This window comes from Acinetobacter sp. YH12138, from assembly GCF_015218525.1.
GTDB lineage: Bacteria > Pseudomonadota > Gammaproteobacteria > Pseudomonadales > Moraxellaceae > Acinetobacter > Acinetobacter amyesii.
Genome location: NZ_CP048670.1, coordinates 366,710 through 390,072 on the forward strand (window position 1 = coordinate 366,710; position 23,363 = coordinate 390,072).

Sequence of the window (23,363 nt, forward strand, 5' to 3'; positions counted from 1 at the left end):
AGGATTTTGGGGGTGTGTGGCAAAGGGTTAATCATTCTTGAATCAAGCTTTGATGTTTTAATGATGCGCAGAATTTTATATTTTCCTATTGTACAGAATAAAAACGAAGTTACTTGTGGCATAAAGTGGATGAATAAATTGAATGATGAGCGATAACAATGTTTAAGAAGTCTTTTATTGTGATAAGTATGGTGCTATCTGCCTGTAGTACGACGCCTGTAGCTTTGTATTCAGATTCATCACTTCACGCTTCAAAAATTGCGACTATTACAAATTCTTGCAACGCGGAATGTAAGAATTTGATTAAACAGCAGTTAGTGGTCAGCTCAAAGTATCAAATGAGCGAAGGTCTTTTGCTTGAGGTCAATGGTCAGCAGGGGACGCGAAAAGTCACACGAGGAATGGCTTTTGACTCACCTATTCACGGACGGTTTACCACCGCTGTAGAACAGGGAAAAACTGAGCTCGTCATTGATCATAATTCACAGCTAGTTATCGCTCGTCCAGCTCGATTCACTGTTGATTTATTGGGTGGGCATAATTATGTGATTGGACGTATTCGAGTTGAACGAATCCCTTCGGCTTATTATGAATGGTTTCCTATTGTGTATGATGAAACAGCTCAGAAAATTATTTATGGCAGTGAAGATTTAATTGATCAAGATGAATAAGCTGACCGCCTAAATGTTCCTTTGTTTTAGTGAGTACAGATGTGAGCGCTGATAGATTTTTTATTTTAATTATTAGTAATATATAATGAGAATTTTAGGCTCATTTCTTGGGATAAAACTACGCAAGTAAGCGGCGTATACATTATTCAAAAGAATCAAAAGTAAAATTTATAAGATAAAGATGTAAGTTGAATACATCTTATTGCTTGCATGGCTTTATAATTGCCACATCTCGCAAAACAACAAACAAGGCATCTCGTGTTTCACGCAAAATCAGCTTGGCTCAATACGCTTAAACCCAACTTTAAAGTTCTGCCTTTAAAAGACCGCATCCTGTGTGGGGTAGGTGCTTTTCTGGGCCTGAGTATTTCTTCGCTGATCAGTTGGCTGGCGCTAGGTGACTTAAATGCGTGGTATATCGCCCCGATGGGCGCATCGTCCGTACTGCTCTTTGCTGTACCTGCCAGCCCATTGGCACAGCCGTGGAATATGGTAGTCGGTAATAGTCTTGCGGCCTTGATTGGCGTGACGTGTGCGATGTTTATTCCTAATTTAACCGAAGCATTTAGTATCGCGGTTGCATTAGCGATTATCTTAATGATGACCACAGACTCATTGCATCCACCAAGTGGAGCCGTGGCGATTACAGCGGTATTGGGCGGAGAGGCAGTCCATGATTTAGGCTATGCCTTTCTTTTTTATCCAGTCCTTTTAAATTCGGTCCTCTTGATGGTGGTTGCTATCATTTATAACCGATTACTAGGCAAGCAGTATCCACAAAAAGCACAAGTCAATACTCAGACGACAGATCCAACACCGACACAAAAAGTGTCGATTCAGCCAGCGGATATTCAGCAAGTCTTAGAACAGCAAAGTCAGTTGCTTGATATTAGTGAATATGACTTACAAAAAATTATTTTAGAAGCACAGCAATTAGCCAGTCGTCGTGGCCTAAGCCAGTTTCATTGTCGTGACATCATGAGTCAGCAAGTGATTACCCTGCGTGCAGAAGATGATATTCAGTCAGCATTGGAAAAGTTTAAACAAGTCAATTTGATGAGTTTGCCTGTGGTGAGTGATTTGGATCGCTTGGTGGGAAATTTGGCTTTATATGATGTAGTGGAATGGTTTAAACGTGCCGCAGACCCCAAAGCCAGTTGGGAAAATCACGTTTATCAAATTATGAATCCCAAAGTGGTGACCGTGCAGCCGGATCAACCCATTCAAGATTTAGTGCCCTATTTTGTGGAAAGATCTTTTAATTATATTCCAGTCGTTGAGCAAAAACGGTTGGTGGGAATGATTAGCCGTGCCGATATGATTGCCGCCTTATATCAACAGCTAAATCAGCAAACAAAATCTTAAGCCTTAAACTTTGATTTAAATTCATCAGACTTAAATATGGCTTTGCCAATATATAGGCAAAAAAAAGCTACGGAATCTTGGGGGAGAAACCGTAGCGACCAAACTGGGTCAAAGGATTTTAACGTCTGTCATCATTCACAGTACGAATAGGGTCTGAATAGCCATTGGTACGGAAAAAGTTATCTTGTGCTTTAGGCATGACTAACCATAAAACCAAGTACACCAAAATACCGGGAAAGGCTGCGCTTAAGCATGATACAAAGATAAAAATAATACGCAGTAAATTTGCATTCCAACCAAAACGTTCAGCAATACCCCCCATCACACCAGCAATCATGTTAGAGCGGTTTGAGCGATATAAACCAACATTGGCCATTCAGGTCTCCTTCAAAAAAGAATAAATTTGAATATTTCCAAATTCATATTATAGAAATGGTGACAAGCTTTGCGATTTAAAGGGTGCAGAAAAAAAATTAAGTAAAGTTATGTAATTTGAAGAATTGGTTTGATTAGTTTGCCTTTAAAATAGCTTGATTATTAATTAAATATCAACGATAACAATGAGATATGATTAACATATATCGCAAATATATGTATACAGCGTTGATTTTTTGATTACAATATTAAGTCAGCAAGAACTGAAAAAACCAATGAATGATTGGTCTTGGCACATTATATGAAAACATCGGCTTCACCTTTTTTGATGAAATTTGCATATCTTTCAGTGTTTGCAGGAGTGTTCAGCCTCTCTTTTATTGGTTGTAGTCCAACGCCTCAACCCGCAGCGGAAAAGGGTGAAAGTTCAGCATCAACTGTCGCATCGGAAGTTCAAGCGAAGCAAGATCATGGAAAAAAATTAACCCAAGTGGCAGGGCAGGCGACATTGCCGAATGACGATGACATAAAGTCAGCTCCTGTTCCTGAGCATGCCAAAATTTTTATTGGACGTTTTCATGCCAAAGTAAAATGCGATGACAGTTTTATTCCATGCCCAGAAGGCGATGCGGAGTTCATTCTTAACTTATTGCCAGATGGCACGGTACACCGCAGTATTATTCAAATTGGTAAAGTGTTTGCTGAAAAAACCAATACGCCAGGCATTAATGTGAAATACCGAAAGGATACGTGGAGTGTCAATGAAGCACATACCGAGCTGGTGGTTCATCGAAAAGAAGGCGTGAATTTTTATTATCACGTGATTAATGAAAATAAAATCACCATGGATTTAGACAAAATTCGTCAAGGTGAAGTCGACCGAAATCAGGAATTATTTTCTAAAGGCTATCCTCAGCCGCAACATGCCTATACCTTGGTGAAAGACCCAAATTAAATACTGCGAATGAAGTAAATAAAATTATAAATTGCGTTTGAGTGTCGGCGTGAAATTCGTAGTTCTTGGCTAATCGAATGGAATTAGCTAAAAAAAATTGAATTATTAATACGATATAGAATTGGTGGGTTGTGTGGGGTTCGAACCCACGACCAATAGATTAAGAGTCTACTGCTCTACCAACTGAGCTAACAACCCTGAGAAAATTTTAAAAGAGCATTTTAAAATTTTTGCAAGATAAACGAAGCGCGTAGTTTTGAATACTAGGGAATATTTGTTATCTAAAATTTTTCAGGTCAAATACTTCATCTAGCAAGACAAGAATGATACTTCGCAACATCGCTATAGCAAAATTTCGAGAATGGCGAATCAAAACCAATAATGGTGATGGTTTGTCTTGGTCGGAACCTGCAGGTTTCTTTTTCTTCAACTGCCGGAAGAAAGAAGCCCTAAGAAAGAATGGTGGGTCGTCCGCGACTCGAACGCGGGACCAATAGATTAAAAGTCTACTGCTCTACCAACTGAGCTAACGACCCTTAGGGGGTATGCACAAGATTGTAATCTAAAACTGGCATTTTAGAAAGATGGTGGGTCGTCCGCGACTCGAACGCGGGACCAATAGATTAAAAGTCTACTGCTCTACCAACTGAGCTAACGACCCATCTTGTGGTATCGAAGGAAATGGTGGGTCGTCCGCGACTCGAACGCGGGACCAATAGATTAAAAGTCTACTGCTCTACCAACTGAGCTAACGACCCATTTCGCTTGATGGTGCGTATTGTAGCAAGATCTGCTTCAAGCGCAAGTAAAAATTCATAAACTTGCTTGTGTTTGATTATAAATACAACAAAGTAGCTCATTTTAGCGGATATCTGTCGCTAAAATGAGCGCTATTTGCTTAAAAACGGTATTTATATGCCTGAATATTGGCATAAATTTCAGGAGTTAAATCACAGTAAGCAGTTGCATTTGGCAGCAATACCAATAAACGTTCATCAGTTTGCTTAGGATCAAAAGCTTGTTCTTTCAGCTTGTTTTTTTGGTATTTAAATGTGCCTGTGGTTTCGACTTTTTTCTGTACACGTAAAAATACTGGCACGGCATAAGCTGGTAAGCATTTTTTAAATTGTAGAACCATTTCACTACAATCTTGTTCGTTGAGTTCGGCACCGTCGGTGAGCGTGATGGCAGCCATACCTGTACGGCCATTTGTATCTGGAATTTCTACGCCATAAACCACAGCTTCAGCAATTTTATCGTACTCACTCACCATGTTTTCAACTTCAGTGGTTGAGACGTTTTCACCTTTCCAGCGGAAAGTATCGCCTAGACGGTCGACAAATTGTGCATGTCGGAAGCCAATGTCTCGAACCAAGTCACCAGTGTTGAAGTATGAATCACCATGCTTGAATACATCTTTCATAATGACGGATTTGTTTTTTTCCGTGTCGGTATAGCCATCAAAAGGTGAGCGACGGGTAATTTTACCGATGAGTAAGCCAACTTCGCCTTTTTTAACTTTAATACAGCGACCTTTAGCATCATGTACAGCTTCATTTTTTTCTTTATCAAACTGAATAATCGCATAAGGCGTTGGTGAAAAACCAACAGTGTTGTCAAAGTTAAACACATTACTAAAGCCGACGTTGCCTTCACTTGACGCATAGAGTTCAAGGACTTCTTCGACCCCAAAGCGTTCTTTAAACTTATCCCAAATGTTTGGTCGCATGCCGTTACCAATCATTTTTTTCACACGATGGCCTTTTTCAAGGTCTGAATGTGGGGCATCCATCAAATAACGGCAAAGTTCACCCACATAGCCAATGGCTGATGCATCAAATTTTTGTACATCTTTCCAAAATGAAGAGGTCGAGAACTTGCGACGCAGGGCAAGGGTGGCGCTACCAGCAATCACCCCACACCAACAAACTACAGTGCCTGTAGCGTGATAGAGCGGCAAAGTTACGTACATCACATCATCTTTATTCAGATTAAGGACGTGACCATATGTTCCATAAGCCAAAGTCCAACGGCTGTTGGTGAAAATCACCGCTTTAGGTAAGCCTGTTGTCCCAGAGGTGTAGATATAAAATAGGCCGTCTTTGCCTTTTACACTTGCAGTGGTGGGTGTGTTGAATTTTGGAAATTCATCAATCGCTTCTGCAAGGTTTAAGAAGCCTTTCGGTGCTTGACCGGCATCTACACGAGTGGCTTGATCTGCGAACCAATGTAAACGATCTGCAGCTACACTGAGATCACCACGAATCTCTTCTACGGCTTGGCGGCATTCTTCGCCCACAATTACCGCAATTGGGTTCACTAAGTTGATGCTGTGTGTCAGGACTTTGCCGACTTGTGATGTGTTGACCAAAGCACTGGTGACGCCAATTTTGGCTAAAGCCACGATGGTTGCCACGAGTTCAGATCGGTTTTCGATCATCACTGCAATCACATCACCTTTTTTTGCACCGAGTGCAAGGTAATAGTGACCAATTTGATTGGCCCATTCATTTAATTCGTTATAGGTATATTTTTGCTCTTCAAAATAAAGTGCATAACCCTTGGGATTACGCTTTACGGCTTTTTCAAATGCAATTCCCAAGCCTGCGGAAGTATTTGGGGTACGTAAATAGGCTTGCTTTAGACCACTCAACAGGTTGGGTACTTTGCTAATGAACGCGGGAATTTTTGCTGCAACATCAGCAATCCCAATAAGGTCGTGTTGTGTAGTTTGGCTCATGTGAATCCTATTTATTTTTCGTAATCCGATACGGTCTATTTCTTTGCAATGAAATTTGCAGCAAATTCTACAATTGTCTTTTAATCGTTTCGATCTAGTGCAATCAACCTAATTTGACAAAAGTATCAAAAAAAAACCAGTCACCGAAATGACTGGATTTTTTTATTCACCTGCAAAATAGCAAATTACTGCTCAGTTGCGGTGTTTGCTTTTTTCGGTGGACGACCGCGAGGACGACGAGGGCGTGCAGGTTTTTCACCTTCAGCGGCCGAGTTTTCGTCTACAGGAACCTCAACTTTCTTTTCCGCTTCAACGGCTTGAGCTTTTTCTTCTACTGGTTTAGTAGGAGCTTCAGACACTTCTTCCTTCTTTTCAGGCTGCGCACTCACATCCAGTTCAGCTTGAACGAGTGTCAGTACTTCAGCTTGAACGGGTTCAGGTGCTTCAGTTTGACCTGCAACGTCGGATACATTGACTTCAACTGTAGCAGCTTTAGCTTCTGCAACTACAGGCGCCTCAATAGTAGTGTCTGCGACAGGCGTAGCTTCCACCTCAGCATGTGCTTTTGCTTGGTCTTGTTTCGCTTGTTCAGCGGCAAGTTTAGCAAGGCGACGACGCTCACGTGGGTCATTAGCAACACGTTTATCTGACACAGGCTTTGGTGGTGTCAAATCCAACATTGGCGCTGGTTCAGCTTCAGGTGCAGCTTTTGCAACTTGAACATCACGAGTGACAGGCTTTTTCTCTACAGCTGTTTCAGCTGCAGGTGCAGTCAAAGTTGCGGCATATTCTTCCGTGAATTTTTGCAATGCACGGTTGAATGTTGGAATTAAGCCAAATTGCTCAATCAGTACTGAGCAGTCTTCGCCGTATACATGCTTAATCAAGCTGCTTATAGTGTATTGACCTAGTGTCGGCACTTGAGATGGCGAAATTTTCGGAGCCTGTGCTTGTTGAGCACGAGCTTCACGCTGTTCGCGGCGGCGCTGACGAGGGTCATTGCTTGCACGAGACGGTTTTTGCTGCGCATGCTGTGGTTTATGCGCTGCTTCTTTTGTTTCAGTCGCAGGTTTTTCCACTTTTTCTGCTTCAACGACAGCGGCTTTTTGGACTACTGGGGTTTCTACAGGTTTTTCAACTGCTGGGGCAGTATTTAGCGCTACGATTTCGCTTTGAGCTTGATCAACATTTACTACAAGTGCTGTTGGCATCACGTCTTGACGTGGTGCATTAACAACTTCAACTTTAGGTTGACGTTGATTGCGGTTTTCAGGTTGTTGCTCAGTTGCAACTTCCTGAGCAATCGCTTGCTCGTTCAATACGCTTTGATCGCGGTGGCGATTTGGGCGATTTGGACGTTGTTGGTTGTTGCGGTCACGACGTGGAACAGACTGCGGTTGTTCATTGTTTTGAACATCGTGCTGTACTTGTTCATTGTTATGTTGACGGCGTGAGTTACGACGGTTTTCACGTTGGTCTTGACGGTTGTCTTGGCGCGGTTCTAGACGTTCAGAACGTTGCTCTTGGCGTTCGTTTTGACGTGCTTCGTTATTGCGCTGCTCTTGACGATCTTGACGTGAAGGTTGTAACACTTCTTCATGAACTTGATGCGGTTGAGCTTCTTGTTCACGTGGTTCTTTATGCTTAGTACGCTTTTTGTTGTGACGTTTTTCTTCACGGTCAGCTTTTTCTGAATGGCTGTCACGTTCTTGTTTGTGCACAACAGAAGAAGGCGCAAGGTAAGCATTATTGTCTACGACAACAACAGGCGCTGCCGATGCAGGGGTAATTTGACCAAACTGGCCACGGCTTGCAGCACCGCTATTTACCATTTGTTCAATTGCAGCAGCGGCATTGTTTGCAGTACGCGACTGGTCAACGGTTGCAGCTTGTTTTTGAACAAATAAGTTTTCTAACCATGCACATGGACTAGATGATGCTGCAGGAGCGGCAACTTGTGCAGGTGCTTGTTGAGCAGCAACGGGTTGTTGCTTATTCTTTTTGTGGCCTTTTTCTTGTTGTTGTACAGGTGCTTGTTGCTGAGCAGCAGCGGCCTGTTCTTCACCTAAATGCCATTCAGATGCTTCGTACCCCAATTCTTTTTCGCTAGAACGTGTCGCTTCAGTGCGTTCATAGCTTGTAGGTGCAAAACCTTCAGGGTTATACGAAATTTCGTAATGTGGTGTTTCTAGGTGAGGGTGTGGAAGTACAGTCACACGAACATTTGAAGTTTGTTCAAGATATACAAGGCTGTGACGCTTTTCATTCAATAAGAATGCAGCAATTTCAACAGGCACTTCAACTTGAACTTCACCATGACGTTCGCGTAGCGCAATTTCTTCCACTTTACGCATAATTGAAAGTGATAAAGAACGTAGGTCACGTACCATACCTGTGCCATGACAGCGTGGGCACACATAACCAGTGGCTTCTTCAAGCGATGGACGTAAGCGTTGACGGCTCATTTCCATCAAACCAAAGCGTGACAATTGACCGAATTGGATACGCGCACGGTCACTTTGTGTTGCTTCACGAAGTTTAGCTTCAACCATACGTTGGTTACGGTCTTTGGTCATGTCGATGAAGTCGATCACAACCAAACCACCGATATCACGTAAACGTAATTGGCGAGCGATTTCTTCAGCAGCTTCAAGGTTGGTATTGAGCGCTGTATCTTCTACATCGCTACCACGTGTTGATTTTGCAGAGTTAATATCAATTGAAACCAATGCTTCAGTTTGGTCAATCACAATTGAACCGCCAGAAGGAAGTTTTACTTCACGTTCATAGGCCGTTTGGATTTGACTTTCGATACCAAAATGAGCAAATAACGGTTCATTTAACGTATAGGTTTTTAACTTGTCGATTTGACGTGGCATCACCGCTTTAACAAAGTTATACGCTTCGTTATACGCTTGCTCAGAGTCAATCAGAATTTCAGCAACATCATCACGTAAATAGTCACGAATCGCACGTGTAACCACACCGGCTTCTTGGTGAACCAACATTGGTGATGGACCTGAACTTGATGTGCTTTGGATTTGTGCCCAAAGGTCAAGCAAGTGTTGAAGGTCAAGTTGCAGTTCTTCTTGAGAACGACCAATACCAGCTGTACGTACAATCACGCTCATGCCACGAGGGACATTTAAAGACGCCAACATTTCTTTCAATTCTTCACGAACTGAACCTGAAATTTGACGGCTAATACCGCCACCTTTCGGGTTGTTTGGCATCAAGACCAAATAACGACCAGCAAGTGAGATAAATGTAGAAAGGGCAGCACCTTTATTACCACGTTCTTCTTTTTCCACTTGAACTAAAAGCTCAGTGCCTTCAGTGATCAATTCGCGGATGTTTGAAGTTTGGCGAGGATCTGCTTTGTAATAAGAATTAGCAATTTCGCGCATCGACAAGAAACCTTGACGACCTGCACCGTATTCAACAAATACAGCTTCTAAAGACGGCTCTACGCGAGTCACATGACCTTTATAGATATTCGATTTTTTTTGTTCACGGGTACGATTCTCTAAGTCAAAATCGTAAAGACGCTGACCAGTGACAAGTGCAACGCGAATTTCTTCGGCATGTGTTGCATTAATCAACATACGTTTCATGGGTGTAACACCTAATAGTGATACACAGAAGAACATCGCCTGACTCGTAGCGAGCATCAGATAGCATGGATCAAGTTGCACAGATCGAAAAACATCATCTGTGCATGTGTACCGACCTTCTTTGGGCGGGCAACGGTTTTTGATTCACGTATTGATGATGGCAATACGGCTTCAATCTTTTAAACGATTAAAGTCACCTGAACGCGTTTCACTGGCGGACAAACGGTGCATTGGATGTGAGTAACTTTCACTGTCACATTGCTCGAAGAGCATCCATTCATATCTGATAGAGCGTCTTGATACGGAATTATCATCGTACCTTTACAAACTGTGCAGATCCAATGCATCAAACGTTGTGGCCTGAACACGATTTCCAGGGAGCGACTGGTCTGATGTGTATCAGTTTACGTTTAAAAACCAACCTTGGTTGGCACATATTTTTTTGGGGCAAACTGTTTTATGTACCTACGGCACAATTAAACGCAACAGTTTGCAGTTTTGCCGATATAATAAGCCTTCGGCGTTGGCATAATTCTTTTGGGACCTTTCCGAGCTAAATGAGTAATTGCTTGAAAGTTCAATGACAGTAAATACTGAAATGAATCAACTTTTACTCAGTTACGGTGGTTTCCGTGCGCTGACTATATCAAACCTTGCATCATCTGCCTATGGGCTAAGCTTATGTTTCTTGCGAAAAGTATAGCTTAAATGATCAGTTTTTAATCAATTTTAGTATTTTTTTAGGTCACAGTAACTGTATGAATTCTACGCAAGAATGGCAAAGCGTCACCTGGTTTGAAGTGGACGAGCATCAGGCGGGTCAACGTATTGATAATTTCCTGTTTAGTCGTCTGAAAGGTGTGCCTAAAAGTCGCATTTATCGTCTGATTCGTGAAAGCCAAGTCCGCGTCAATAAAAAACGCGTCAAAGCGGAAACCAAACTCAATATTGGTGACCAAGTTCGAGTTGCTCCAATTCGTTATGAGCAAAAAGATGAGTCTGCGGTTCCCGTATCGGACAAAGTGGCACAAAGTTTACTGAGCCGTGTGGTGTACGAAGATGAAGGCTTAATGGTGGTAAACAAACCTTCTGGTATTGCTGTTCACGGCGGTAGTGGTGTGGCGTATGGCTTGATCGAAGGCTTACGTGCCGCAACAGGGAAGAAATACCTTGAGCTGATTCACCGCATTGACCGTGATACCTCGGGCTTGGTGATGATTTCCAAGAAACGTAGTGTGCTGAAAACCTTGCAAGACATGCTGCGCGAACACAAAATCCAAAAAACTTATGCTGCTGTGGTGAAAGGCGTGGTGAGTTTGGATAAGCAGCTCATTGATCAGCCTTTGCATCGTTACGAACTGGCAAATGGCGAGCGTCGTGTTCGTGTATCACCTAAAGAAGGTAAAGAGTCGAAGACGCTGTGGAACGTGAAAGAGCGTTTTATGCATGCCACATTGGTGTATGCGTCTCCACTTTCGGGCCGTACCCATCAGATCCGTGTACATGGTTTAAGTATTGGTCATCCATTGGTGGGCGATGAAAAATACGGTCATGAAACTGAATACCGTGGTCCAAAGCCACGTCGTTTATGTCTGCATGCTATGCGTTTAGAAATTCCGGGTTACCAAACCATTGAAGCGCCATTGCCAGAAGATATGCAAAGCCTTGTGGCGCAGCTACGCGCGCAAAAAGCTGACAAAGTGGTGAAGTCTTCGGAAGATGACGAGTAAGTTTTAAATATTAGACTTTTCCCCCTGAGCAGGACTGCTTCGCAAGTTTTCTTTCTCCCTCTCCTTTAAGGGGAGGGCCGGGGTGAGGTAAATAAATTGATGCACTCCAGAATCTGAATTACCAAACACTGAATCAAATCTAGGAAAACGTATGAACTCAGCTGTAAAACTAGTCATTTTCGATTGGGATGGCACTTTATTTGATTCTGTGGGTCAAATTGTAGCGAGTTTAAAATTTGCAGCAGATCAATATTCACAGCCGCTGACCGATGCTGATGCGAAAAGTATTATTGGTTTAGGTCTGCCGGAAGTCGCACAGCGGTTATTTCCGACGGTTCCTGAATTGCACAGCGACATTTTGCAAAGTTATGCCGATCACTATGTGGCCCATTCCAAAGGGGATATGTGGTTTGATGGTGTCGCGGATATGTTGCAGGAATTACGCGATGCCGGTCTACAATTGGCTGTTGCAACAGGAAAAAGTCGTAAAGGTCTAGACCGTGTCTTGGCTCAAACGCAAAGTCATGAGTTGTTTCGTGCGACACGTGCAGCCAGTGAAACCAAATCTAAGCCAGATCCGTTGATGTTGGCAGAAATTTTGGCGGAAACAGGGCTGCGTCCTGATCAAGCCATTATGGTCGGTGACACATCTTATGATTTAGAAATGGCCCTCAATATTCAGATGCCACGTGTAGGCGTGAGCTATGGAGTGCATACTGTAGAAACACTCCAGTATTTTCAACCCTTACATATTGCACATAGCGTAGGTGATTTGACTGAATTTCTACTAGAACACGTGAAATTACGTCTAGCTGTATAGTTTTAGATACAAACGAGTAAAAATGGTGAAATTTGTTTTCACCTTTTTTGTTACCAAATGAATAGTAATGCAAGCTCTACTTGTTGAAATGAGTAAATTTAATTATTTAAAAAAGTAATAACACTAGATTTTTCTACAATAACAAGCAGTCTTCTAGCAAATTTACCTTAAAAAGTTGAGCGCAACTATTTGGCCTTTTACCACAAGCTGGAATAGATTTTTTGTTTGAATTTTTGGTTTTATCTTATTGTTGTTTATTGATTTATTTTTAAATTTTCAATTTATTAAACTAAATCAGATGAAATTGAACACCTATGCGTAAAAGTTGGCCTGACGCTAAAATAATCTTTTAATCTTATCTTTTAGTCGTATAAGCCAAGTTTTTTAGTAGAGATTCAGATTTAAGGGCGAAAAAAATAGTGAATTTTATTTAATTATTTTGACTTAAGTTTTTGAATATTAATAATAAATAATGATTAATTTATAGCTAATAGCTATAGTCATAAATAAAATAAGTATTGGTATTCACTTTCTAAAATCTCGATGCTAAATGCATCTAAACATAACGTGTAGTATGTCAAGTGAAATGCTTTAAGCGAATCCTGACATGACTTTCATCACTTTGATTTTGATGGTGATCGGGATGAAACACGTTGTGCATCCAATTTTTGCAGTTTAAGGAAACATTGATGTCGAATTCTGCTGTTGTTGAATCAGTTGCGCAAGCATTACGCGATGCGGAAGTAAATCAGGCTGCGATTGCACCGATCCGTCCACAACTTGGTGGTGAAAGTGCTGATGTAGATATTGCTTATGCCGTTCAAGAAGTGAATACCAAACGTGCGGTGGCAGAAGGTCGTCGCCTTGTAGGTCGTAAAATTGGCTTAACTTCAAAAGTTGTACAAGCGCAGTTAGGCGTTGATCAACCTGACTTCGGTATGTTGTTTGCTGACATGGCGTATGGCGATGGTGAAGAAATCCCTGCTGGTTTATTGATTCAGCCAAAAGTTGAAGCAGAAATTGCTTTGGTGATTAACCAAGATTTGACCAAAGAAAAACACACCTATGCAGACATTATTAGTGCAACAGAATATGCACTGCCTGCCATTGAAGTGGTCGATAGTCGTATCGAAAACTGGAAAATCTCGTTGATTGATACTGTGGCAGATAACGCATCTTCAGCAGGTTTTGTACTGGGTTCTAAGCCTGTAAAACTTGCAGATCTTGACCTTGTAAATTGCAAAATGGTCATGACGCGTGGTGAAGAAGTGGTTTCACAAGGTGTGGGTAAAGCGTGTCTTTCTAACCCATTAAATGCAGCAGTGTGGTTGGCTGACGAAATGGTTCGTCGTGGTCGTCCATTGCTTGCAGGTGACATCGTATTGACCGGTGCCTTAGGCCCAATGGTTGTGGCAAATCCTGGTGATGAATTCAAAGTTGAAATTGAAGGCTTTGGTTCTGTGACTGCAGCATTTGCAGCGAAATAAGCTTGGGTTTTACGGAATTTTTAAGAGTACACATTCATGAAAAAGATTAAATGTGCATTGATCGGTCCAGGGAACATTGGTACTGACTTGCTTTACAAACTTCAACGCAGCGAATTTTTAGAACCAGTATGGATGGTTGGTATTGACCCGACGTCTGAAGGTTTGGCTCGCGCTGCTAAAATGGGTTTAAAAACCACTGCTGAAGGCGTAGATGGTTTACTTGCACACGTAATTGAAGACGACATTAAAATCGCATTTGATGCAACTTCTGCCTATGTTCATGCTGAAAACAGCCGTAAATTGAATGAACTTGGCGTGTTAATGATTGACTTAACACCTGCTGCAATCGGTCCATTCTGCGTACCACCAGTAAACTTAGAAGCGTTATTGGATGCCGGTGAAGTTCCGAACGTCAATATGGTGACATGTGGTGGTCAGGCAACGATTCCTATGGTTGCTGCGATTTCACGAGTTCAGCCTGTTGAATACGGCGAAATCATTGCAACAGTTTCAACAAAATCTGTGGGTCCAGGTACACGTAAAAACATTGATGAATTTACTCGTACGACTGCTGGCGCTATTGAAAAAGTGGGCGGTGCGAAACAAGGTAAAGCGATCATCATCATTAACCCTGCTGAGCCGCCACTGATGATGCGTGATACTGTTCACTGTCTTGTTGAAGGTGAACCAGATCAAGCAGCAATCACTGAATCTGTACATGCGATGATTCTTGAAGTTCAAAAATATGTACCAGGTTACAAACTTGTAAATGGTCCTGTATTTGACGGTAACCGTGTTTCAATCTTCTTAGAAGTTGAAGGTTTAGGTGATTATCTTCCTAAATATGCAGGTAACCTCGACATTATGACTGCGGCAGCTGCACGTACTGCAGAAATGTTTGCAGAACGCGTATTAAACACTGCTGAAGCTTAAGGAATACCAAAATGTCTAAGATTATTATTAATGATATGACTTTACGTGATGGTATGCATCCTATGCGCCATCAAACTACACCTGAACAAATGGTTGCCATTGCAACTGCTTTGGATGATGCAGGTGTACCTTTAATCGAAGTTACGCATGGTGACGGCTTAGGCGGTAACTCTGTGAACTATGGTTTTGCAGCAGCAACCGATGAAGAATACCTAAAAGCGGTGATTCCAAACCTGAAACAGGCGAAAGTATCTGCACTTTTACTTCCTGGTATTGGTACGGTTGACCATTTGAAAATGGCACATGATGTTGGTGTAGCAACCATTCGTGTTGCAACGCACTCAACTGAAGCTGACGTTTCTGAACAGCACATTACTGCTGCACGTAAACTTGGCATGGACACTGTGGGCTTCTTGATGATGGCGCACATGGCAACTCCTGAAAAACTTTTGGAAGAAGCCAGCAAAATGGTGTCATACGGTGCAAACTGTATTTATGTGACTGACTCTGCTGGTTATATGTTGCCTCAAGATGTGACTGACCGCGTGGGTATTTTACGTGCCAACCTGGCTTCAGAGATCGAAATCGGTTTCCACGGTCACCATAACTTAGGTATGGGTGTTGCGAACTCTGTTTCAGCGGTTCAAGCTGGTGCAACGCGTGTCGATTTAGCTTCTGCAGGTTTAGGTGCAGGTGCAGGTAATACTCCACTTGAATTGTTTGTTGCGGTTGCCAACCGTATGCAAATGGAGACAGGTGTGGACTTGTTTAAAGTTCAAGATGTTGCGGAAGATTTAATCATTCCAATGATGACACATCAGATCCGTGCTGACCGTGATGCAGCAACTTTAGGTTATGCCGGTGTTTACTCATCATTCTTGTTATTCGCGAAACGTGCTGAAGCGAAATATGGCGTTTCTGCGCGTGAAATTCTTCTTGAGCTTGGTCGTCGTGGTACTGTTGGTGGTCAAGAAGATATGATCGAAGATTTGGCATTGACCATGTCTAAAGCAAAAGAAGCCAATGCTTAATTTGCTTTAAATCAAAAAGCGCCCGAAATGGGCGCTTTTTTTATGTCTGAAGTGGCTGTGTTGGTTTGAGATGGGCTTGAGATTACGTTGAGATTGATTTGAGGCATGAAAAGTGGATTGAAATAAGAAATGTCTTACGAACCAATGGCTGATTTCGAGCAGCCATAGTAGTAAAATTTAACTTTAAGTTGTTGATGATTATATAAATTAAATATCATGTCATAGCTAAATTTTATAACTCAAATAAGGATAAATCTCAGTAAAAAACTTTGTTTAAACTTAAAAGCAATTAATACAGCGCATGTAATTGCGAAAAATAAAAAACTTTAAATTTTATGTTAATAAAACATGGGGTTAATTTAATCAGTTGTTCTAAATGATAAAAAAGAGTTATTGTTTTAATCTCTAAGGAAAATAACCAGAAATAACTTCCAAAGTTCAAGTCGTACAAAAGCCTGATAAACCTTAATACTGTAGTCGGATTTTTTTCCAAGGTATTGTTGAGCATGATGATGTCATAGCTTAATTTGATCACTGGGAATAAGCCATGCGTCGTCAAAATTTATGGATAGCAATTCTTGCTGCGACAGCAACATTAGGAACATCTGCAACTTATGCGGACTTTGTTGACGACAGCCAAGTACAATTGAAATTTAAAAACTTCTACTTAGACCGTCAAATTAAAGAAAATCCGGCGGGTAATTGGGGTTCATGGTCACAGGGTGTGACTTTGGATGCCAAGTCAGGGTATCAAGATATTGGTGCAGGTATTCAAGTGGGTGCTGACCTTTTGGTTCAACACGCATTTAAACTCAATGCTCGCGATAAAAACCCAGACTGGATCTTACCGCACGATGGTAAAGAATCAAAAGATAACTTTGGTAAAGTGGGCGTGACCCTTAAAGCCAAAGTATCTGAAACTGAGTTGAAAGTGGGTGAGTTATTACCAGTGTCTCCAGTGTTGGTTTTCGATCCATCACGTCAGTTAATGACGACTTATAGCGGTGCATGGTTAGAATCGAAAGAGATTAAAGATACTAAGTTAACTTTGGCATACATTGACGGGATCAATAACCGTTATGACAACCAATTCCGTGATTTATCAATGTTCGCTCCAGGTAAAAGATTACCAGATGGCACCATAGGTCATTATGATCTTGGGCCAACTTCTGATGGTATGTATATTGCGGGTATTGACCATCAATTTACACCTGAAATTGGTGGTAGCTATTGGTATGCCGATGTTCAAGACATTTACACACAGCAATATGTCGGCGCGAACTATAAAACTAAGTTAGGTGACAAAGCCAAACTGGATAGCCATATCCGTTACTTCGATAACTCGGATTCGGGTGACAAACTGTATGGCGAAATTGATAACCAAGCGTTATCGGTTGGTGCGAAAGTGAATTACGGTTCGCATACCTTTGGTTTGGGTTATCAACAAATGTTTGGTGATAATGCATTCCCAACACTGGGTGGATGGGTGCCGCAGCCGTACTTAGTCAACTGGGGTATAGCAACATTTACTGCAAAAAATGAAAAATCATGGGGCTTTACTTATGGCTATGATTTCTCAGAAATGGGTGTGAAAGGCTTAAATACAACTGCTGTGTATTTCACAGGTTCCGATGCAGAAATTGCTGGTCTTAAAGATCAGAAGTCAGATGAATTGAACTTAATTGTGAACTACACCGTGCCTGAAGGTAAGTTGAAGGGCTTAGGCTTCCAGGCAATGTATATCGATGCCGATTTCGATTACAAATCTGACTTGCAAGAGTACCGTGTCGCGACAACTTATACCTATAAGTTCTAATTTCTCAGGATAAAAAAGAGGGAAGTCGATTCATCGCTTCCCTTTTTATTCGCTGGGTTATTCAAAAAAGAAATACCTCAAAGATTTTATGGATATATTTTTTGAGTTATGTATTTAAAAACAATAACTTAAATTATAGTCTATTTATTGTTTATGATCGTAAATATGTATCAGTTAGCAGTGGCTGAACAGGTAATATGAGACTGTAAAAACCATAAAATCCAAAAGAGTCCCCCTTGTGTTTAAATCCGCTATGGATTGAAACATAAGCTCTACGCAATACGAGGAGCATGTATGAGCACTGTTCAGATTCCTGACTATACAACTGATTCATTCTTTGGTTTAGAAGATAAATGGATTGAAACTGCTGAAGGCGAATTAACGCATTACCACGAAGTGGGTGAAGGTACACCAATTCTATTTTTACACGGTTCAGGTACAGGTGTATCTGCTGCTGCAAACTGGTGGTTAAACCTTCCACAAATTGGTGAACAAGCACGTTGTATCGCTATCGATACGATTGGTTATGGTCAAACTGTTGTTGCACCGAATACTGCTTATGGTATCCGTGCTTGGGTTGATCACGCTGTACGTACGTTAGATGCCCTAGGTATTGAAAAAACTTGGTTAGTGGGTAACTCACTCGGTGGCTGGTTAGCATTCCAAATGGCTTTGGACTATCCAGAACGTGTATTGGGTATCGTTTCTATGGGTACAGGCGGTGCTAAACAAACTGCAGCACTTAAAGCACATGCAAACCCTGTATTAACCGAAGAAGGCATCAAGAAAACCTTGTCTATGTTTGTTGTAAACAAAGACTTGATTACTGATGAATTAGTAAAAGTACGTTTCGCTTCTGCTGCAAATGACTATGCATCAAATCGTTTGATGGATGTTGTTGGCGCACGCGACCGTGACCGTTTCGAATTCCCACTCGACTTTGAAAAAATGAAAGACATTACTGTGCCAGTATTGTTGATTCACGGTGTACAAGACGTGGTGATTCCAGTATCTCGTACGTGGGATATTTTGAATACCGTTCCTCATGCTGATGCGCATATTTTCAGCCAATGTGGCCACTGGTCTCAAGTTGAAAAAGCAGAAGAATTCAACACCGTGATTAAAGATTATTTAAAAGCGCGTGGTGTGTAATTTCTTGTCACTGACATGAAATTCAAAAAAAAGGATGGTTTTGCCATCCTTTTTTTTATATAAATCTTTTGACAGAAATACTTTAATGAGTATTATTCTCATTAACAGGTCGACAGTGTACGGTCTAAATCAGTAAAAAGGCATAAAATAAGCTCATCTAAATGGTTGGGGAAGGGGAATTATTTATTAGACTTAAGTTGTAAATCGGCTATTCTTAGCAATTTTTATCAATATCTAAACTAAAATTTATAAGTTATTTTCCATCAAGTCGATATGCATGATAGATAAAATGCGTCGATTAAAACATTTAAACGATTAAAAAAGCGACTTTTTAGCCATAAAAAAAGCACCATTATTTATTTCAAAAATAATGGTGCTATATCTATAAATTATGACTTGGCGAAAATTAACGCTGTTCGCGATTGATATCGAGATAAAAAACTTTGGTTAGCAGTTCAAGGAATTTATCTACAGCCACAGAACTCGCCGTTTTTCGGTAACTTACGTACAGGTCTAGATACGGTAATTCGACATCTAAAGGACGAATGACAGTATTGTTCATGGTCAATGGCGCGATGTATCCCGGTAGGATCGTGCAGCCTAAACCCATGCCGATGGAGTTAATGTTAAACAGGATATTGTCGGCTTTTTGCACGATATTAAATTGAACGCCATGGTTAGAAGCAAAGTCTAAAATGGCTTCATGCAATGTGCCTGATTGTTCGCGTGCAGGAATGATAAAATCAATACCATTCAATGCCTTAACTGGAATACGTTCGTACTTCGCTAAAGGGTGATCTTTGGGTAAAATAAAGATCAATGGTTCACGTAGTACAAACTGACTTTCAATTTCGTCGCTATGAAAGTTATTGCGAGTAAAAGTGATATCTAGTTCACCTTTTTGCAGCAATTTCATCTGATCGCGATTATTTAAACTAAGTAATTCAATTTTGAGTTCTGGGTTTTGAACACGCAGATTTGGCAAGACGTATGGGAAGATTTTCATCTCTGCGACAGGCACAAAACCAATCCGTAGCATCTGTTGTTTGGCTTGTGAAACCTGACGTGCCATCGCTACGGCCTTGTCTGCTTGAGCTAGTGTCAAACGTGCTTGTTCTAGAAATACGGCACCTTCTTCTGTGAGCTCAACTTTGCGTTTAGTCCGGTGCAACAATTTTACGCCGACATCTTCTTCAAGATCTTTAATTTGTTGGCTTAAAGAAGGTTGAGCAGTATAAAGTTTTAACGCAGCTTTACTGAAATTGAGTTCTTCAGCAACAGTAATGAAGTAGCGTAAGTGTCGTAATTCCATATAATCAACCCGTGGAGTAATCCAAAAAATGTCTTACTTAGAAGTTCGTTCAGTATAATCTATAAACAACTATTGCGTGAGGATTATTTTGCCATTCACGAAATAAATGGTGTTCTCGGTAATTTAAAAAAAATACTATAAAAAAAATCTACCGTAATAATCCATAAAATCTCTTAATTAAAACAAAATAAATATTTCCCGAATATCGCTCTAAAATCCATCATCGTTGAAAAGTTGAGTCTATTACTTTGTGCCTTATGGTCACAGGAGAGCTTTTCATGAGTGGAAAAATTGATGTGCGCGAAATCGATGCTTTAGTCGATGCACAAAATGGACGTATCACGCCATCTATCTATACCGATCCAGACATTTACGAACTTGAATTAGAACGTGTGTTCGGTCGTACATGGTTATTCCTATGCCATGAGAGCCAAATTCCTAAAGCCGGCGATTTCTTCAATACCTATATGGGTGAAGATCCAATCATCGTGGCACGTCAAAAAGATGGCTCAATCAAAGCATTCTTAAACCAATGTCGTCACCGCTCTATGCGTGTGAGCTTCGCGGACTGTGGTAATACACGTGCGTTCACTTGCCCATACCACGGCTGGTCATACGGTATTGACGGTTCTCTAAAAGATATCCCGCTTGAAGATCGTGCTTACCCACATGGTGCATGTAAAGAGCAATGGGGTCTGGTAGAAGTTAACCGCGTTAAATCATACAAAGGCTTAGTATTCGGCTGCTGGGATGAAACAACTCCAGATCTAGAAGAATACATGGGCGATATCGCTTGGTACCTGGACGGCGTTGTAGACCGTCGTGAAGGTGGTACTGTGATCGTTGGTGGTGTACACAAATGGGAAATCGACTGTAACTGGAAATTTGCAGCTGAACAGTTCGCTTCTGACCAATACCACGCGTTGTTCTCTCATGCATCTGCGATTCAGGTGCTTGGTGCTAAACCAGATGATGAATCTTCTAAGAAATTAGGTGCTGCACAAACTGCCCGTCCAGTTTGGGAAACTGCCAAAGACGCGATCCAATACGGTTCACGTGGTCACGGTTCAGGCTTCTTCTTCACTGAGAAACCAGACGCAAACGTATGGGTGGATGGTGAAGTAGCAAACTACTTCCGTGAAACGTATGAAGAAGTGAAAGAACGCCTAGGTGAAACTCGTGCACTGCGTCTTGCTGGTCACAACACCATGTTCCCAACACTATCTTGGTTGAACGGTACTGCAACGCTTCGTGTATGGCACCCACGTGGTCCAAACAAGACTGAAGTATGGGCATTCTGTATCTGTGATGCGGACGCGCCAGAAGATGTACAAGCAGCATTTGAACGTTCTGCAACACGTGCCTTCGGTCCTGCTGGTTTCCTAGAGCAAGATGACTCTGAAAACTGGATCGAAATCCAAAAAGTATTACGTGGTTATAAAGCCCGTCAAAACAAACTCATTATGGAAATGGGTAAAGGCAACGAGAAAGTACGTGAAGATGGTATCCCGGGTATCACTAACTATATTTTCTCTGAGACTGCAGCACGTGGTATGTACCGCCGTTGGGCAGATTTATTGATTCATGAAAAATGGGAAGACGTTGAAGCTGCGGCTGACGAATATGAGAAGGAGCTTATGAAATGAGTCAAATTAGTTTAGAACTCCATCACCAAATTAGTCAGTTTCTTTATCGTGAAGCAAAATTGCTTGACGATTGGAAGTTCCGCGATTGGTTAGCTGTATTAGCGGAAGATATTTCTTATACGTTACGTACAACACCAAACGCGCAAACACGTGACCGTCGTCGTTCGATTGAGCCGCCAACAACTTGGGTATTTAACGATACTAAAGATTTGTTGGAACGCCGTGTAGCTCGTTTAGAGACAGGTATGGCTTGGGCTGAAGAACCTCCTTCACGTACAACACACATGGTTTCAAATGTGATTGTTGAAGCGACTGAAGTTGAAGGCGAATACGACGTTTACGTAACGTACTTGTTGTACCGTACCCAGAAAGAGAAAGATGTAACAATCTACTGTGGTAAGCGTCACGACAAGATCCGCAAAGTCGACACTGAGCAAGGTTTCGAAATCTTCAACCGTAAGATTACCCTTGATCAGGTGACTTACAACTCACATAACCTGAGCGTGTTCTTCTAATGAATAAGATTTTTGTTTGCCAAGTTGACGAATTAGACGAAGGCGAAGCATTGAAAGTAGATTGCGGCGTTAACGGTATCGATGCGCTTGCAGTATTCAACAACAATGGCGAATTTTTCGCGATGAACGACCGTTGTTCACATGGTAATGCTTCAATGTCTGAAGGTTACCTTGAAGATGATGGCACTGTTGAATGTCCACTTCATTCGGCTCGATTCTGTTTGAAAACTGGTCAAGCATTATGCTTACCAGCAACAGATCCTATCAAGACATTCCCTGTGATTGTTGAAGATGGTGCTTTATACGTAGAGATGGCAGGAGAGTAATCATGGGTTGGCTACAAGGCGAAGTTGCACTTATTACCGGTGGTGGTTCAGGCTTAGGCTGGGCATTGGTTGAACGTTTCTTAGAAGAAGGTGCACAAGTTGCTGTTCTTCAACGTTCTCAATCGAAAGTTGATGCATTGAAAGAACATTTTGGTGACCGCGTGCTTGCGATCGCAGGAGATGTAGCCAGCTATGAGGATAATGTTCGTGCAGTTCAAGCAACTGTAGAACATTATGGCAAACTTGACTGTTTCGTCGGAAACGCAGGTATCTGGGATCATTACGCAGATATCGTCAATACATCGGGTGAACAGCTGGAAAAAGCTTTTGATGAGATTATGGGTATTAACACCAAATCTCTCATCTTAGGTGCCAAAGCTGCACTTGATGCATTGATAGCTTCGGAAGGTTCTATCATATTTACTTTGTCTAACTCAGCACTGTATTCGGCAGGCGGAGGCCCTGTATACACAGCGTCTAAGCATGCTGGCGTTGGGATCATGAAAGAATTAGCCTACGAGCTTGCGCCTAAAGTACGAGTGAACGCTGTTGCTCCGTCGGGTATGAATGTCAACATCAAAGGCGCTGCTTCTTTAGGCCAAGAAAACCTCGGTCTACTCGATGCACGCGATCCTGAGAAGATTGCACGCGGCATGCCGCTCAATTTCTTACCCGAACCTGAAGATATGACTGGTTCATACGTGTTATTGGCTTCTCGTCAAAACAACCGCCCATTAACTGGTGTTTTAATTAATGCTGAATGTGGTCTGGGTATCCGTGGTTTACGTCAACCACGTGCTGGCTTCTTTGACGAGATTTAATTCGCCAAATACGTAAAGGACTTACTCGGCAGCCGTCTTGGCTGCCTTCCGTTT

At 41.7% G+C, this 23,363-nt stretch carries 18 protein-coding genes and 4 tRNA genes; 14 read left to right on the plus strand and 8 right to left on the minus strand.

Translation table 11 applies throughout. The features are described 5' to 3' along the window. Positions 1 to 158: 158 nt before the first annotated feature. Both G0029_RS01740 and G0029_RS01745 read left to right on the plus strand, forming a co-directional pair. Positions 159 to 671 (plus strand): hypothetical protein, encoded by a 513-nt coding sequence (locus tag G0029_RS01740; RefSeq protein ID WP_078192784.1) that lies wholly within the window; start codon positions 159 to 161, stop codon positions 669 to 671. 258 nt (positions 672 to 929) lie between these two features. Next, positions 930 to 2,036, plus strand: a complete 1,107-nt coding sequence (locus tag G0029_RS01745; protein ID WP_180109671.1) for an HPP family protein — start codon at positions 930 to 932, stop codon at positions 2,034 to 2,036. A 118-nt stretch (positions 2,037 to 2,154) separates the two neighbouring features. Here the strand turns inward: G0029_RS01745 and G0029_RS01750 are convergent, their stop codons facing one another. After that, entirely contained in the window at positions 2,155 to 2,412 is a 258-nt protein-coding gene (locus G0029_RS01750; RefSeq protein WP_078189754.1) for a PspC domain-containing protein, read from the minus strand. A 300-nt stretch (positions 2,413 to 2,712) separates the two neighbouring features. Here G0029_RS01750 and G0029_RS01755 point away from each other — a divergent pair, with 300 nt between their 5' ends. Beyond that, positions 2,713 to 3,366 carry a hypothetical protein gene (locus tag G0029_RS01755; protein WP_227591852.1) on the plus strand — a complete coding sequence of 218 codons (654 nt, stop codon included), beginning with the start codon at positions 2,713 to 2,715 and terminating at the stop codon, positions 3,364 to 3,366. 122 nt (positions 3,367 to 3,488) lie between these two features. On the opposite strand, the gene G0029_RS01760 is transcribed toward G0029_RS01755, so the two are convergent. From G0029_RS01760 to G0029_RS01785, 6 genes are all read right to left on the minus strand, one after another. After that, positions 3,489 to 3,564: transfer RNA gene (locus G0029_RS01760), tRNA-Lys, on the minus strand. A gap of 262 nt (positions 3,565 to 3,826) precedes the next feature. Then, positions 3,827 to 3,902 (minus strand) — tRNA-Lys (locus G0029_RS01765). Between the two features lie 49 nt (positions 3,903 to 3,951). After that, a tRNA-Lys gene (locus tag G0029_RS01770) sits at positions 3,952 to 4,027 on the minus strand. 21 nt (positions 4,028 to 4,048) lie between these two features. Continuing rightward, positions 4,049 to 4,124 (minus strand) — tRNA-Lys (locus G0029_RS01775). Positions 4,125 to 4,264: 140 nt separating this feature from the next. After that, a complete protein-coding gene (locus G0029_RS01780; protein ID WP_180109672.1) occupies positions 4,265 to 6,106 on the minus strand; it encodes a long-chain-acyl-CoA synthetase in 1,842 nt (613 codons plus the stop codon). A 185-nt stretch (positions 6,107 to 6,291) separates the two neighbouring features. Next, positions 6,292 to 9,720 (minus strand): Rne/Rng family ribonuclease, encoded by a 3,429-nt coding sequence (locus tag G0029_RS01785; RefSeq protein ID WP_180106237.1) that lies wholly within the window; start codon positions 9,718 to 9,720, stop codon positions 6,292 to 6,294. A gap of 758 nt (positions 9,721 to 10,478) precedes the next feature. Here G0029_RS01785 and G0029_RS01790 point away from each other — a divergent pair. The 7 genes from G0029_RS01790 to G0029_RS01820 all read left to right on the plus strand — a co-directional run bounded on the left by G0029_RS01790 (position 10,479) and on the right by G0029_RS01820 (position 18,689). After that, a complete protein-coding gene (locus G0029_RS01790) occupies positions 10,479 to 11,450 on the plus strand; it encodes an RluA family pseudouridine synthase (protein WP_111884107.1) in 972 nt (323 codons plus the stop codon). A 151-nt stretch (positions 11,451 to 11,601) separates the two neighbouring features. Beyond that, the gene (locus G0029_RS01795) at positions 11,602 to 12,270 is read left to right on the plus strand and encodes an HAD-IA family hydrolase (RefSeq protein ID WP_180106239.1); all 669 of its coding nucleotides are present in this window, start codon (positions 11,602 to 11,604) and stop codon (positions 12,268 to 12,270) included. Positions 12,271 to 12,959: 689 nt separating this feature from the next. Next, complete coding sequence (gene mhpD, locus G0029_RS01800; RefSeq protein ID WP_078189749.1) at positions 12,960 to 13,757, plus strand: 2-keto-4-pentenoate hydratase; 798 nt, start codon at positions 12,960 to 12,962, stop codon at positions 13,755 to 13,757. A gap of 36 nt (positions 13,758 to 13,793) precedes the next feature. Continuing rightward, positions 13,794 to 14,690, plus strand: coding sequence for an acetaldehyde dehydrogenase (acetylating) (locus tag G0029_RS01805; RefSeq protein WP_078192779.1), 897 nt, complete (start codon positions 13,794 to 13,796; stop codon positions 14,688 to 14,690). A gap of 11 nt (positions 14,691 to 14,701) precedes the next feature. Next, positions 14,702 to 15,721: a 4-hydroxy-2-oxovalerate aldolase gene (dmpG, locus tag G0029_RS01810; RefSeq protein WP_111884105.1), complete on the plus strand. Its 1,020-nt coding sequence runs from the start codon at positions 14,702 to 14,704 to the stop codon at positions 15,719 to 15,721. 547 nt (positions 15,722 to 16,268) lie between these two features. Then, positions 16,269 to 17,537: an OprD family outer membrane porin gene (locus G0029_RS01815; RefSeq protein ID WP_078192777.1), complete on the plus strand. Its 1,269-nt coding sequence runs from the start codon at positions 16,269 to 16,271 to the stop codon at positions 17,535 to 17,537. Between the two features lie 294 nt (positions 17,538 to 17,831). Next, positions 17,832 to 18,689, plus strand: coding sequence for an alpha/beta fold hydrolase (locus G0029_RS01820; protein ID WP_078192776.1), 858 nt, complete (start codon positions 17,832 to 17,834; stop codon positions 18,687 to 18,689). A 406-nt stretch (positions 18,690 to 19,095) separates the two neighbouring features. On the opposite strand, the gene hcaR is transcribed toward G0029_RS01820, so the two are convergent. Further along, a complete protein-coding gene (gene hcaR / locus G0029_RS01825; RefSeq protein ID WP_078192775.1) occupies positions 19,096 to 20,001 on the minus strand; it encodes a DNA-binding transcriptional regulator HcaR in 906 nt (301 codons plus the stop codon). A 278-nt stretch (positions 20,002 to 20,279) separates the two neighbouring features. Here hcaR and hcaE point away from each other — a divergent pair, with 278 nt between their 5' ends. From hcaE to hcaB, 4 genes are read left to right on the plus strand one after another with little or no spacing between them, the layout of a single operon-like run. Continuing rightward, positions 20,280 to 21,647, plus strand: a complete 1,368-nt coding sequence (gene hcaE / locus G0029_RS01830; RefSeq protein ID WP_078192774.1) for a 3-phenylpropionate/cinnamic acid dioxygenase subunit alpha — start codon at positions 20,280 to 20,282, stop codon at positions 21,645 to 21,647. After that, entirely contained in the window at positions 21,644 to 22,162 is a 519-nt protein-coding gene (hcaF, locus tag G0029_RS01835) for a 3-phenylpropionate/cinnamic acid dioxygenase subunit beta (RefSeq protein WP_067763936.1), read from the plus strand. The genes hcaE and hcaF overlap by 4 nt, the downstream gene beginning before the upstream one ends. After that, positions 22,162 to 22,488, plus strand: a complete 327-nt coding sequence (gene hcaC, locus G0029_RS01840; RefSeq protein WP_067763933.1) for a 3-phenylpropionate/cinnamic acid dioxygenase ferredoxin subunit — start codon at positions 22,162 to 22,164, stop codon at positions 22,486 to 22,488. Before hcaF ends, hcaC begins: the two co-directional genes overlap by 1 nt. A gap of 2 nt (positions 22,489 to 22,490) precedes the next feature. Then, complete coding sequence (gene hcaB / locus G0029_RS01845; RefSeq protein ID WP_078192772.1) at positions 22,491 to 23,309, plus strand: 3-phenylpropionate-dihydrodiol/cinnamic acid-dihydrodiol dehydrogenase; 819 nt, start codon at positions 22,491 to 22,493, stop codon at positions 23,307 to 23,309. Positions 23,310 to 23,363 lie beyond the last annotated feature (54 nt).